General features: G+C 49.9%; 12 protein-coding genes, 1 pseudogene and 1 riboswitch. Of the genes and pseudogenes, 10 read left to right on the top strand and 3 right to left on the bottom strand.

The genetic code is table 11. From position 1 onward, the window contains the following. Positions 1 to 188: 188 nt before the first annotated feature. From BWI97_RS10560 to BWI97_RS10510, 10 genes and pseudogenes are all read left to right on the top strand, one after another. Entirely contained in the window at positions 189 to 752 is a 564-nt protein-coding gene (locus BWI97_RS10560; RefSeq protein ID WP_094809492.1) for a YcxB family protein, read from the top strand. 104 nt (positions 753 to 856) lie between these two features. Next, the gene (locus tag BWI97_RS10555) at positions 857 to 1,633 is read left to right on the top strand and encodes a DUF3050 domain-containing protein (RefSeq protein ID WP_102200987.1); all 777 of its coding nucleotides are present in this window, start codon (positions 857 to 859) and stop codon (positions 1,631 to 1,633) included. A gap of 223 nt (positions 1,634 to 1,856) precedes the next feature. Then, positions 1,857 to 3,602, top strand: coding sequence for a GMC oxidoreductase (locus BWI97_RS10545; RefSeq protein WP_094809496.1), 1,746 nt, complete (start codon positions 1,857 to 1,859; stop codon positions 3,600 to 3,602). Positions 3,603 to 3,649: 47 nt separating this feature from the next. Next, a complete protein-coding gene (locus BWI97_RS10540) occupies positions 3,650 to 4,114 on the top strand; it encodes a four helix bundle protein (RefSeq protein ID WP_102200985.1) in 465 nt (154 codons plus the stop codon). A gap of 42 nt (positions 4,115 to 4,156) precedes the next feature. Further along, positions 4,157 to 4,768, top strand: a complete 612-nt coding sequence (locus BWI97_RS10535; protein ID WP_094809500.1) for a gluconate 2-dehydrogenase subunit 3 family protein — start codon at positions 4,157 to 4,159, stop codon at positions 4,766 to 4,768. Between the two features lie 250 nt (positions 4,769 to 5,018). Beyond that, positions 5,019 to 5,293: riboswitch (cobalamin riboswitch) on the top strand. A 129-nt stretch (positions 5,294 to 5,422) separates the two neighbouring features. Continuing rightward, on the top strand, positions 5,423 to 7,312 hold the full coding sequence (locus BWI97_RS10530) for a TonB-dependent siderophore receptor (RefSeq protein WP_146010908.1): 1,890 nt from the start codon (positions 5,423 to 5,425) through the stop codon (positions 7,310 to 7,312). A gap of 188 nt (positions 7,313 to 7,500) precedes the next feature. Further along, positions 7,501 to 8,510 (top strand): annotated as a pseudogene (cobT, locus tag BWI97_RS10525) (nicotinate-nucleotide--dimethylbenzimidazole phosphoribosyltransferase). Further along, positions 8,503 to 9,273: an adenosylcobinamide-GDP ribazoletransferase gene (locus tag BWI97_RS10520; RefSeq protein ID WP_102200983.1), complete on the top strand. Its 771-nt coding sequence runs from the start codon at positions 8,503 to 8,505 to the stop codon at positions 9,271 to 9,273. Before cobT ends, BWI97_RS10520 begins: the two are co-directional and overlap by 8 nt. Further along, positions 9,258 to 9,827, top strand: coding sequence for an alpha-ribazole phosphatase (cobC, locus tag BWI97_RS10515; RefSeq protein ID WP_102200982.1), 570 nt, complete (start codon positions 9,258 to 9,260; stop codon positions 9,825 to 9,827). The genes BWI97_RS10520 and cobC overlap by 16 nt, the downstream gene beginning before the upstream one ends. A 52-nt stretch (positions 9,828 to 9,879) precedes the next feature. Beyond that, positions 9,880 to 10,998, top strand: a complete 1,119-nt coding sequence (locus tag BWI97_RS10510; protein ID WP_102200981.1) for a glycoside hydrolase family 130 protein — start codon at positions 9,880 to 9,882, stop codon at positions 10,996 to 10,998. 1 nt (position 10,999) lies between these two features. On the opposite strand, the gene BWI97_RS10505 is transcribed toward BWI97_RS10510, so the two are convergent. The 3 genes from BWI97_RS10505 to BWI97_RS10495 all read right to left on the bottom strand — a co-directional run bounded on the left by BWI97_RS10505 (position 11,000) and on the right by BWI97_RS10495 (position 13,605). Beyond that, positions 11,000 to 11,296 carry a rhodanese-like domain-containing protein gene (locus tag BWI97_RS10505; protein WP_102200980.1) on the bottom strand — a complete coding sequence of 99 codons (297 nt, stop codon included), beginning with the start codon at positions 11,294 to 11,296 and terminating at the stop codon, positions 11,000 to 11,002. A gap of 57 nt (positions 11,297 to 11,353) precedes the next feature. Beyond that, on the bottom strand, positions 11,354 to 11,656 hold the full coding sequence (locus BWI97_RS10500; RefSeq protein ID WP_094809514.1) for a rhodanese-like domain-containing protein: 303 nt from the start codon (positions 11,654 to 11,656) through the stop codon (positions 11,354 to 11,356). Between the two features lie 137 nt (positions 11,657 to 11,793). Further along, positions 11,794 to 13,605 carry a T9SS type A sorting domain-containing protein gene (locus tag BWI97_RS10495; protein ID WP_158242736.1) on the bottom strand — a complete coding sequence of 604 codons (1,812 nt, stop codon included), beginning with the start codon at positions 13,603 to 13,605 and terminating at the stop codon, positions 11,794 to 11,796. Positions 13,606 to 13,675 lie beyond the last annotated feature (70 nt).

Raw genomic sequence — 13,675 nt, 5'->3', positions numbered from 1 at the left:
GGGTCCGCTTCGTACGGAAACCATAGTACGCCGGAAAAATCATAAAATTGACCGTCGATAAGATATTCTCGGAGCCGACATCATTTAGTACACCCGCCTTTTCGTATTTTTGTACTTTCGATGAGAATCGGTCAGCAAGCCCGTCAAGTTTCCCGATTTTCGTTATTTAGTTTTTCACTACTGAAGAAATGGCAAAAGTTCCGGTAAATCGCTACCAACAGCCCTACATTAACAGCGGTCAGATGGGAATGCCCCAGGGTGTTCGCACGAAAAAATATGGCCTTGAACCCAAAAAGTACATTAACCTGGCCCTGCGTGACTGGATTAAGCAGGAATGGTTCTGGTTTTTGATCCCCGTGGCTGTAATTATCATCAACGTAGTTCTGAACGTCACCAATGCGTATCCCAACTGGTGGATTTATCTGGTAGCCGTCTTAGGTGCAGTAGGTTTCGGATTGTTCCGGGCCATGCAGTTCACGGCTACTACGCAGGTGGAACAGAATAAGCAGATGTTTGAAAAATTCGTTTATGAATTCGACAACCGTCAGATCTTTGTCTGGAAAAACCGCGAGAAGAAAGAAGGAGGTCAGTTGCCCTGGAATATGATTCAGTCGGTACAGAAGGAGAAAGATGCGTATCTGTTCATTTTAGGAAAATATCAGTATCTCTACCTTCCTTTCAATGTCTTTAATTCGGAGCACGACATCAAAATGTTCGAGACGATTTTGACGCGTAAAGAACTGTTGAAGTAATTGAAAAGGTATTCCATATAATCAAGCGAAAAGGTCGGTGGCTTGCCATCGGCCTTTTCTTTTAGTTAGCGAATCAGACTACGACACCGCAAATCCCCAAAACCATGTATCAACATCTGCTCAACGAACGACTGGACCCCTTACGTCAGCAGTTAATTGAACACTCCGTCTATCACCGTATTCACTCCATAGAGGCTCTACGGGTCTTTACCCAAAGTCACGCCTTTGCCGTCTGGGATTTTATGTCGTTGCTCAAAGCCCTGCAACGGCAATTGACCTGCGTGCAAGTGCCCTGGTTACCAACGGCTTCAGGGAACACGGCGTATCTGATTAATGAAATCGTAACGGGTGAAGAAAGTGACGTCGATCAGCACGGCGTACGCATGAGCCACTACGAATTGTACCTGCGGGCCATGCAGGAACTACAGGCGGATACTACGGTCATTGAAACGTTCGTAGCCGACCTGCGGCAGGGTAAATCCGTAAGCGAAGTCCTGGAAAATACTGGCATTCCCGAAGGAGCCCGGAATTTCGTAGCCTTTACATTTTCCGTCATTGATCGCAATCGTCCCCACGAAATTGCCGCCGCTTTTACGTACGGACGCGAAGACCTGATTCCGGATCTGTTCATCGAACTGGTACGCAATCTCAACGAACGCTTTCCGGGTCAGCTCGATACCTTCCGGTACTACCTCGAACGACACATTGAAGTAGACGGCGGTCATCATGGTCATCTGGCCGAAGCCATGGTGCAGGAACTCTGTGGTAACGACGAGACCAAATGGCAGGAAGCCATTGCCACGGCGGAAGAATCCATTCGTCAGCGGATTGATCTATGGAATTCCATCACGAGTCGTTTAGAACCCGTCGATCAGAACTAATTCGTAAAATTTTTAAGTAATTGTAGCGTTTCTAAAAGGAGCGTACTCAGGAAAAGCAGTGGCTTTGGAGCAGACATTTTTATTCCAGAAAAGAGTTCTAAACCTTCTTGGAAAAATTCTACTTGCTTCAAAGCCTGACTTCTCTGGAAGTAAGCGTACAAATCTTTACCTTTAAGTTTCAGTACCAACAACGAGTCTATACCTATTTCTTCACGCACTGCTTATGAGCAATTTCCACATCCAGGAAACGCCCGAAGTATTCGATGTCATCATCGTTGGCTCGGGTGCGGGTGGCGGCATGGCGGCTTATCAGTTATCGAAAGCCGGAGCCAAAGTCTGTTTACTGGAAGCAGGAGGTTACTACGATCCTGCTGATCCCAAGTACATTACGCAATTGAAATTTCCCTGGGAGTCCCCTCGTCGCGGAGCCAGTACCACACGTCCCTTCGGCGATTTCGACGCCGCCTGGGGAGGCTGGCAATTGGAAGGCGAACCGTATTCAGCGGCACCGGGTACCGAATTTCACTGGTTTCGTAGCCGGATGCTCGGCGGCCGTACCAACCACTGGGGGCGTATTTCCCTGCGTTTTGGTCCCGACGATTTTCGTCGCGGAACGCTCACGGGCATCGGGGATGACTGGCCGATTACATATGACGATGTCGCTCCGTATTACGATAAAGTCGATAAACTCATCGGTATTTTCGGTTCGAAAGAAGGGCTTCGCAACGAACCCGACGGTCATTTCTTACCGGCTCCCAAACCGCGTTTGCACGAATTGATGCTTAAGAAGGCGGGAAAAAATCTGGGAATTCCGGTTATTCCGTCGCGTCTATCGATTCTGACAAAAAAAATTAACGACGAACGCGGTCAGTGTTTCTACTGCTCGCAGTGTGGCCGGGCCTGTCAGGTATACGCTGACTTTTCTTCTTCGTCCTGCCTTTGCAAACCCGCGGTCAAAACGGGTAATACCCGGCTGATCAACGGAGCGATGGTTCGCGAAGTACTGACCGATCAGAAAACCGGATTGTGTACGGGCGTTTCGTACGTGGATACCGCTACCTTACAGGAGCGGACGGTACGCGGAAAGATTGTGGTACTGGCGGCTAGTTCCTGTGAATCAGCCCGATTGCTGTTGAACTCCAAATCAGCCCGTTTCCCGAATGGACTCGCTAACTCCAGCGGGGTCATCGGTAAATACCTGAATGACTCGACGGGAGCCAGCCGTTCGGCCTTCATTCCGGCTCTGATGAACCGGAAACGGTACAACGAAGACGGTGTGGGTGGTATGCACGTATACACACCCTGGTGGCTGGATAACAAAAAGCTGGACTTCCCCCGGGGCTACCACATCGAATACGGCGGCGGCATGGGTATGCCCATGTACGGCTACGGCATGGGGATTCACGGCATGAACGGCAAGTACGCCTATACCGATGGAAAGTCATTGCCTTCGGGTGGTTACGGTTCGCGTTTGAAAGAAGATGCCCGCCGTTTCTACGGAGCGTACGTGGGTATGGCCGGTCGCGGTGAACCGATTCCCTTGGAAAGTAACTACTGCGAAATCGATCCGAATAACGTTGATAAATACGGGATTCCTACGCTGCGATTCCACTACAAATGGTCGGAAAACGAAGTGAAGCAGGCCCAGCACATGCAGGATACGTTTGAAGAAATGATCCACGAAATGGGCGGTATTGCGTTAGGAAACAAACCGGGTAAAGAACAGAACTACGGTCTGGAAGCTCCTGGCAAGATCATTCACGAAATCGGTACGGTCCGGATGGGCAGCGATCCCAAAAAATCCGCTCTGAACTCGTTCATGCAGGGTCACGACGTGAAGAACCTGTTCGTCGTAGACGCCGCTCCGTTCGTTACCCAGGGCGACAAAAACGTAACCTGGACGATCCTGGCGATGTCCATGCGAACGAGTGACTACATCATTGATCAGGTGAAACAGAAGAATTTATAAAGAGTTGATGCGTTTTGGGTTTAGTGTTTTGAGTTAAAATACCTGGCATGGCTACAGTCAATCGTTTCGAAGATTTACAGGTATGGCAAAAAGCTCGTCTTTTTTCTAAAGCCATTTTCGATCTGACGAGTCAGGGTTCCTTTTCAACGGATTTTGACCATAAACGTCAGCTCCGAAGAGCTGTAGATTCGGTCATGGATAACATTGCTGAAGGATTTGGCCGCGGGAATCGAAATGAATTCGTTCATTTTTTGTCGATTGCCAAAGGCTCTCTAGAGGAATCAAAATCGCAATTGTATCGAGCCCTGGATCGTGGCTATATGAAACAGTCCGTATTTGACGATCACTATAAAACAGCGGATGAAATAGCTGGCATGATTCGTAAACTGATGCAGTATTTAAATCAGTCTACGATCAAAGGCAGTCGGTATCAATCGGGTAATCCGTCTTCCAAAGTAGAAGAACCAGAAATGGCCTATGAGTTAGTAATCGATCAGGAAAGCTCACGCTGACAACTCAAAACCCTAAACTCAAAACTTCAAACACTGACACACATGAAACGTCGCGATACACTTAAATCCATTGCACTCGGGTCGCTGGGCATGGCTACGGTTCCTTCGACGGACCTGGTGGCGGCACCGCCCGAAAAACCGCTACCCATTCCCGGTGGACGGCAGAAATCCGAAGCCATTCGGGATGCCAAACTCATGGCGGAAAAGTTCTTTACGCCGCACGAGCTGAAAACGATTACGGTCCTCTGCGACATCATCCTTCCCGCCGATCAGAAGTCGGGGAGTGCCTCGCAGGCGGGCGTACCCGCGTTCATCGAGTTTATGGCGAAAGACCAGCCCGTACACCAGACGCCCCTGCGGGGTGGGCTGGCCTGGCTCGACAGCGAAAGCCGCAAACGCTTTAACAAGAAGTTCGTAGAACTGACGAAGCCCCAGCAAATCGAAATCGTCGATGACATTGCCTACCCTGAACAGGCCAAGCCCCAGTACTCTCAGGGAGTAGCTTTCTTCAACAAAATGCGTGACATGACGCTCACCGGCTTCTATACCACTCGCATGGGCTTTGACGACCTCGGCTACGTAGGAAACACCCCCAACAATTGGGAAGGTGTACCCGAAGAGGTGCTGAAACAGTATGGCTTGAGTTATGAATAAGATTTGAGGTTTAAAGGTGGTTTGATAGGGTTTGAAGTTTGAGTAAAGTTTGAAGTTTAAGTAGAGTGCAAGGTTGAGCAAAATAGGTTAGTAACATTCATAGCCTAGGTTCATCTGAATGTACTTACAAGCTCCTCTCTCATCTGAAATCCCTATCAAACCTTTTCACACTTGAAACTTTACTCGCACCTCAAACCCATTCCCCAATGCTGATTCGGAGAAATACCGGGTCAGCATTTTTATTTTCCCTACTTTTGCGGACGTTTTAGGTTTCGGTACCTCCCGGTACCGGATTAAAAGGGAACACCGGTGTAAATCCGGGGCTATCCCCGTAGCTGTAAGTTTCGGGATCGTTTCGAGTGTGAGTTTAGCGTTTGGGGTTCTAATGAATAGTAACGCAAAACGCTGAACACAAAACCCAAAACAATCCAATTTCCAGACAATTCGCCACTGTACGCATTCCGGTATGGGAAGGCGTCTGGGATGAAACGAGCCAGAAGACCTGCCTGAAACGAAATCCATTTCGAGCTTTCGGGTGAAAAGTCGTTTAGGAAAGGTAGACTATTGGCGGGTGGCTCTGACGCCCGTCCGTATCGTTTATGCCTTTCGCCTCGCGTAACCGGATTGCTCATCATCTCTTTTATTCAGAAAACGATGAGCGTTTTTACCAAAAGTACCCTTCTCTGTTTGTTGGCTACGACCGCCGTTTGGGCTCAGGAAACCCAGCTGGAACCCGTCACCGTGACGGCCAACCGTACCGATCAGAAACTCTCCCAGACCGGAAAAGTCGTCACTGTACTCCCGGATTCAGTCCTGCAAAAATACGCTACGCAGTCCGTCGGTGAATTGCTTTCGCGTCAGGCTGGCTTCATGGTAGTTGGTGCCCAGGGGCCTCTCGGTACCAATCAGGACGTATACGTACGTGGAGCTGGCCAGGGCAATACCTTGATTCTTCTCGACGGTGTACCCATTTACGATCCTTCCGGCATCAACAATACCTTCGATCTGAACTTACTCTCCGTGGGCGAAATCGAACGGATCGAAATTCTTAAAGGAGCCCAGTCTACCCTGTACGGCTCGGATGCCGTAGCCGGGGTCATCAACATTTTCACCCGAAAAGAAGGCGACCGTCCGTTAGGAGCTTCGGCTACGGTACAGGGCGGGAGTTATGGTACGTTTCGGGGTACGGTGGGCCTGAATGGTTCTTCCAAAGCCGGATACTTCAACGCCCAGTACACGCGGTTACGTTCCGATGGGTTTTCGGCGGCATACGATGCCAAAGGCAATCAAAACTTCGACAAAGACGGTTTCTGGCAGGATAACGCCTTGTTCAACGGCGGAATCCAATTGGGATCGAAGTTGCTCTGGAAAGTACGGGGCATGTATTCCTGGTACCGAAATGAACTTGACGGGGGAGCCTTCAAGGATAGTACTCAATACGACTATACCAATACCATGAAAATGGCCGGTACGGGTTTTGAGTATACGCACAAACTCGGAAAGCTGACGGCCAATTATGCGTTTACGACCTTTGACCGGAAATCCGAGCTGGATCAGTCGAGTTTTGAGGGGAATACCCATTTCGCCGAACTCTACCATTCCTGGAATATACGACCCTGGTTTGATCTCATCACGGGAGCCGATCTTCGTTCACAAAATACCTATCAGGCTAATCCATACGGCCCACCCATTCAAAAAGATACGGCTCATACGCAGTTGATAAGTGCCTACGTAACCGCTCTGTTACGTAGTCGAACCAACCTTGCTCTGGAATTGGGTGGCCGGTATAATCACCATTCGTTGTACGGAAGCAACGTTACGTATTCGATCAACCCTTCGTATCTGTTCAAGGATCGATACAAAGCCTTTGCCAATCTCTCTAGTGGCTTCCGAACGCCTACGCTGTATCAGTTGTATTCGGAATATGGCAACAAAAGCCTGAAACCGGAAACCAGTCGTTCGCTGGAGCTGGGGGTACAATGGTTTAGCAAAGACAAAAAGTCCAATGTACGGGTACTGTACTTTGATCGATTAATTAAACAAGTGATCGATTTCCAGTCACTCAGTCAGCCTCCGTATGGCCGGTATGTGAATTACAATCAACAAAAAGATCATGGGTTTGAACTCGAAGGCTCTTACCTGTCAAACGGCTGGTCGCTGACGGCGAATGCCACTTACGTGACCGGGCAGGTTACGCAGCCCGTGAATGGACGCGATACGACGTTTAATAATCTATTCCGTCGCCCAAAGATTTTGGTCAATGCGACGCTGGGTTATCAGATTACCCCGAAAGTATTTGCTTCCGCTACAGTACGCTCTTTAGGGAAACGTGCAGATCGATTCTACAACGGTGAAACCTACCAAACGGAGCTTGTCGAGCTGAAACCTTACACCACTCTGGACGTTTACGCCGACTACCAGATCAATACTTTCCTACGCGTATACGGCGATGTCCGTAATCTGTTTGATATGCAGTATTTTGACATTTACGGATACAATACCCGGGGCCGAAACTTTACGGCGGGCGTGCGATTTCAGTTTTAATACGAGAAGTACGTAAGTTGAAGGGTCTGGCCCGGGGTGCAACCCCGGGCTAAGCAAATTGAACCCCGTTGGGGTTTTTAGTACAGCTCAATAGCAAGCGTTTGAGTGGAGGCTTTAGCAAATGTGTCTACTTCAAACAGCCCTTAAACCACCTATCAAACCATTCAAACCTTAAACCAAAACACCCCATGACTTTAGAAGAAACGCTTCGTCGAAAGATTGATCTAAAAACCAAACCGCTGGGAGCCCTGGGTCAACTCGAAACGCTGGCCCTACGGATCGGTCTGATCCAGCAAACGGAGGCCCCTGCGTTGAAACATCCGACGATACTGGTATTTGCCGCTGACCACGGGATTGCGGCGGAAGGCGTGAGTGCCTACCCGGCGGAGGTGACGTATCAGATGGTCCTTAATTTTTTAGGGGGTGGAGCGGCCATCAACGTTTTTTGCCGGGAAAATGGTCTTGATTTACGCGTCGTAGATGCGGGCGTGAATGCTGCTTTTCCGGAGCATTCTTCTTTAATCGCAGCGAAAGCGGGCTACGGAACGGCTAGTTTTCTACACGGTCCCGCCCTGACGGTTGAACAGCTGGAATTCTGTCTGGCCAAAGGAGCGGAACTGGTACAAAGCTTACAGCAAACCGGCTGTAATGTCGTCGGATTTGGGGAAATGGGAATCGGAAATACTTCCTCGGCGAGTATGCTCATGAGCGTTTGTACGGGCATCCCGCTGGACCAGTGCGTGGGCAAAGGAACGGGACTGACGACGGATCAGCTATCCCGTAAACAAAGCGTATTACAGCAAGCTCTGACTCGGCACGGTTCGCCCACCGACCCTTATAAAATCCTGCAAACCTACGGAGCTTCGAAATCGCCCAGATGGTGGGAGCAATGCTAACGGCCCGTTCGTTACACATGGTGTTGCTGGTGGATGGTTTTATCTCGACGGCTGCTTTGCTCGTAGCCAGCCGGATACAGCCGGAGGTGTTGGAGAACGTAATCTTCTGCCACCATTCCGCCGAACAGGGGCATGGCTTACTACTGGATTTTCTGCAAGCGGAACCTTTGTTACGGATGAACCTGCGGTTAGGCGAGGGTACGGGCTGTGCTTTGGCGTATCCACTGCTAAAAAATGCCGTGGCCTTTCTCAATCAAATGTCTACTTTCGCCGAAGCCGGTGTTTCTTCGCTCGATGACTGAATTACGATTATTCCTAACGGCGGTGGGTTTTTACACCCGCATTCCCATTCCGGGCTGGGTGGGCTACGGGGCCGAACAACTCAATGCCTCCCGCAAATACTTCCCCCTGATTGGAGCCATCGTGGGGGGAATGATGCTGGCGGTCTATTTCAGTAGTGAACTGATTTTCCCCAAAACGATCAGTATTTTGCTGAGTATGATTGCTGGAATCCTAACGACGGGAGCCTTCCACGAAGACGGCTTTGCGGACGTATGCGATGGCTTTGGCGGTGGCTGGACGAAGGAGCAAATCCTGACGATCATGAAAGACAGTCGGGTCGGAACGTATGGAGTAGTCGGCTTGGGTCTGCTACTGAGTCTGAAATTTCTGATTTTACTGGAAATAGCGGGAGTCTCCTCGCAACTGTTCTGGAGTGGTATTCTGAGTGGACAAATCGTAAGTCGCTTTATCGCCTCCACCATGATTGATACGCACGCCTACGTTCGGGATATCGATACCAGTAAAGTGAAACCGATGGCTTCCGCCCGATTAAAGAGGCCAGCGTTGTTCGTAGGATTCTTCTTTTGCCTGGTATCCCTGCTGACCTTACCCAATTACTGGCTGGGATTGGCGGCAGTATTGGCGTTCGGCAGTAAAGTAATACTAGCTCAGTACTTCAATCGATGGATCGGCGGGTATACGGGCGATTGCCTGGGTGCCATTCAGCAGGTGAGTGAAGTGATTTTTTACCTTAGTCTGTACGCGGGATGGAAGTGTTTGTAATTCGTCATACCGCCGTCAAAGAGGCCCAGGGGCTTTGTTATGGGCAGAGTGAAATGGCTCTGGCCGAAACGTTTGCCGCTGAATCACAGCGAATCGTAGATCGGTGTCCGGAAATCTTTGATGTGGTATTCAGTAGTCCCTTACAGCGTTGTACGCAATTGGCCGGGCAGTTGCCCACCCGGGAAGTACAAACGGATGATCGACTGAAAGAAGTATCTTTCGGGAGCTGGGAACAAAAAGCCTGGAACGACATTACCCGAACGGAACTCGATCCCTGGATGGATGATTTTGTTGACGTAGCCCCGCCGGACGGGGAGAGTTTACGGCAACTGTATACGCGGGTAAACGAGTTTCTGAATGAACTGCGAAACGTACCTCATCAGCGGGTGGGGGTCGTAACCCACGCGGGAGTCGTACGTTGCGTATGGGCGGCTTTGCTGGGTGTACCCTTGCAAAACATCTTTAAAATTGAGGTTTCCTACGGTCAGATCCAGGTATTCGAACTGGGTCCGGAACCCGCCTTTGATCGCTGGATAAGCTCGGTAGTTAACTGATTTTTTGTTTATTTGTGAAGTTCCCGTATCTAAGGGGGGGCCTCGCAAACCTATGAAATCCTTACTTCTGCTTTCGGCAGCCCTGGGGCTAAGCCTGACTGCCTGCCGAAATTCTACGGACCGCCAGACGGCCCAGCAAACCACTACCTCGCCCGACTCAACCGGTACCGACTGGGCCATGCTTCCCTTCGAAAAAGTGGATAGTCTGAATCCCGTTCTGGTACCGTCGCCCGCATTAACCTTCCGTGATCCCATCTGGAAAAAAGACGTGAAGTGGGAAGAAAAAGACGTATTCAATCCGGCGGCGGTGGTACGGGATGGGAAAGTCTATCTGGTATACCGGGCCGAAGATAAACTGGGCAAATACGCGGGCGTTTCGCGACTAGGGCTAGCGATTAGTAGCGATGGCCTGCATTTCGAAAAAGAGGATAAACCCATTTTCTTTCCCGACAACGACGCCCAGAAAAAGTACGAGTGGGAGGGTGGTTCCGAAGATCCGCGTATTGTGGAAAGTCCGCAGGGCGATTACGTCATGACCTATACGGCCTACGATGGAAAAACGGCCCGGATGATGCTGGCCACTTCCCCGGACTTACGGAAATGGACGAAACACGGCCCCGTACTCGGCGAAGGCAAACACCTGAATACCTGGTCAAAATCCGGAGCCATCGTAGCGAAGCAAAAGGGGGATCAGATTGTAGCCGAAAAGATCAATGGAAAGTACTGGATGTATTTTGGCGATACGAATCTGTTTTTGGCCCAATCCGATGACCTGATTCACTGGACGCCGCTGGAAGAAGCCGATGGCTCGCTTAAACCGATTGTGCGGCCACGCCCCGGTAAATTTGACGGCCAGCTCGTTGAACCTGGTCCCTATGCGTTACTGACGGAAAAGGGAATTTTACTGATCTATAACTCTGCCCGCCCCATTCCCGATAAAAAAGACGCACTGGTCTATTCAGCCGGACAAGTGCTGCTCGATAAACAGGATCCGACGCGAATAGTAGCCCGAACCAGCGAACCCTTTTTCGTTACTGAAAAAAACTACGAACTCACGGGGCAGGTCAACAACGTCGTCTTTCTGGAGGGACTGGTTCCCTTTAAAAATAAGTGGTTTCTATACTACGGAACGGCGGACTCTAAAATTGCCGTAGCCGTTCACGAAAACTGACCTAAAGACTCAGGTACGCCTGCAGGCCCCCTTCCAGGTTATGGATACGGTTGAAACCCTGCTTGGCGAGTACGCGGGTCACGCGACTTTGCATTCCCGAGCCACAGATGACGACGATTTCTTCGTTCTTCCAGCTATCGGGAATATCGTGTACCCGCAGCAGTAACTCATCGAGTGGAATATGCAGACCGCCGATGGAAAAGCTTTCCCATTCGTAGGGCGTTCGGATGTCCAGAATTCGAAGGTCTTCGCCTGCATCCAGACGACGTTTTAATTCAAAGGCAGAAATAGCTTCCATAGCTGTAAAAATAAAAACGCTCAGGGTCTATACAGGCCCTGAGCGTTTCGTGTATGCTTACTTCGATTCGATTTCGTTGTACGCCAGAATGCCTCCCAGTACGTTGCGAACGTTCGTAAAGCCCTGACTTTCCAAAAACTGCTGAGCTCGGGCGGAGCGGGCACCAGAACGGCAGTGAATAATGACTTCTTCATTTTTCATCGGCTCCAGTTCGTCGATCCGGTCGGGCAGATCGCCCAGCGGAATTAGCGTACCACCCAGGTTTTGCTCTTCGTATTCGTCGGGGTTGCGAACATCAATCAGGTTTATTTTTTCACCTTTGTCGAGGCGTTCCTTCAGTTCCTGCACAGAAATATCCATGTGTCGTAGCGTTTGGTAAACGGTTAAAAAAGCAAATCGTTAGAGGTTGCTAAGCGGGCCTTTTCTGCTGAACGTTCAGCGAGTAGCCATTAGTATCCCCCTTAGTTAAGGCAAAGCAAGCAAAATGTTCGCACAACTTACTTTTCAACGACCAGTTTTTTCACCAGGGTTTGTTTCCCATTCGAAAGACGCAGCAGGTACAGTCCCCGACTCAGGCCCGAAAGATCGGCCGCGGGTTCCGGCAGGTCGGATTTCGACCAGAGCGTGCGTCCCGACAGGTCCAGTACTTCCAGCGACCGGAAGCTGTCAAGATTCCAGCGAATACGCCCGACACTCGGATTGGGATGAATCCTTAGATCGTTTTCCCTGATTTCCTCTACGCCCGTAACCACTTCGCTCGCTTGTCCACCCATAACCGGACGAATCATCAGAGCTCCTTGTAGATTGGTATTCTGAGCCCATTCATTGCCCAGATTGTAATAAATCTGATTGGAAAATTTCGTACTGTTTTTATCCAGTCCAATCGATATCCGGTTTTGCGAAAGCTGCTGGTAGGCTACCCAAAAGGTGTCACGTACGGCGACAGGATTTTGAAGTTTGAACTCGACAAAACCTTGTGGATCGTCGGGATATCTAATCAGAAACGACTGTCGGGTAAGCGTTTGACCGGGCTGACCGTTGCGGTTAGCCAGAATATGTAAAACAAAAGTATTGTTTGGGGTATCCGTTGGATACCGGATGGTTTGCATCCGTACGGCGGAAACTACGTCAGCTTTTCGCGTAACAAATCGAACCGCTACAAAGCCATACTGCTGGTTGATGCCGGCCGCATATTCCGCCGATCCGTCATCATAGGCAAAGTAATCCGCCAATTCAGTAATGGAAGAGAGCGTATCATTCCGCCGCAAATCTACGCCCGGAATACTCGGGTTCTGGTCGTCCGTGGTGAGAATATCAAACGTGGTCCGAACGAGGGCTCGTTTACCCGCAAAGGCGGGCAGGGGCGAAGGAACTACCCGTTTTTCCTGTGAACGGAGCTGGGGAATGTTCTCGGAAATATTCTGCGTAAAATTCTGAATAGCCTGACCCGTTGTAAGTTCCTGAATCCGGAATCGTAAGGTCGTAAAGTTGTTGTTGTTGAACAGGTTCGTAATGTCCGTACTGATCGTATCTGCCGTTTCAGCCGCCGGATTGACTAAGTAATGAGCCAGCGGCATCGCCCGGTAGTGCTTCAAATACGAACTGATGGACCGGCGGATGGAAACATCCTTAATGTACTGATCGCGAACCGAACGACCCTTGTTCAAGTATACGTAATCAATATGCCAAGCATCGAACTCGCCCGATTGCCTGCCAAAAGTCTGAAACCGAAACTGAAAACCCGCGTGTAAATATAGAGCCGCCCGTACGGCAATGCGAGCCTGGGCGTATTCATTCATTACCTGCCCACCCTTTTGAACCCAGACGGTCTGCCAAACATTGCCAGTAGTAAGAAACTGTACCCGCAATGAATCTTTTGAATCGGGTTGTTCGCCCAGCCCTTTGGTGATCCAGAAAAAACTCAAGTATACCGAGTCACGGGGCGATAGACCGGCCAGATTAATCGGCTGAGAAGTAAGGGAATCCGTTTCTCCAGTAGCTAATGGAGTATTTGAATTATAAGGGATTCCATCGCGGCGAAGGCCATCAAACGAAACGATATTCAGCGAAGGATGATTATTGGTGAGGCTATTGTTGACCACCGTACCACCGCCGGGCATCCACAGTGAAGGATCGGGTATACCCGTTCGTGTAATGGAAAAATCGTCAAAAAAGGGCAGCGATACCGCAGCGGTACGGGCTCCGGAAGACTGCGTAGGTATCGGAGCTGTCGTAATCGGAAACTCTCGGAATTGGGCCTGTACTCCAAAACCTAAGGAACACAGCAGAAGGGTAAAAAGTAATCGCATACAGATACCGGACCAATGAGCCATTGATCGTTGATGGATTGGGTAGGATATTCAGAAAAGCAAACGAAGC

Source organism: Siphonobacter sp. BAB-5405, from assembly GCF_002872335.1.
Lineage (GTDB): Bacteria > Bacteroidota > Bacteroidia > Cytophagales > Spirosomataceae > Siphonobacter.
The sequence above is the reverse complement of the archived record's forward strand: the minus strand, read 5'-3'. Positions and strand labels throughout refer to the sequence as shown.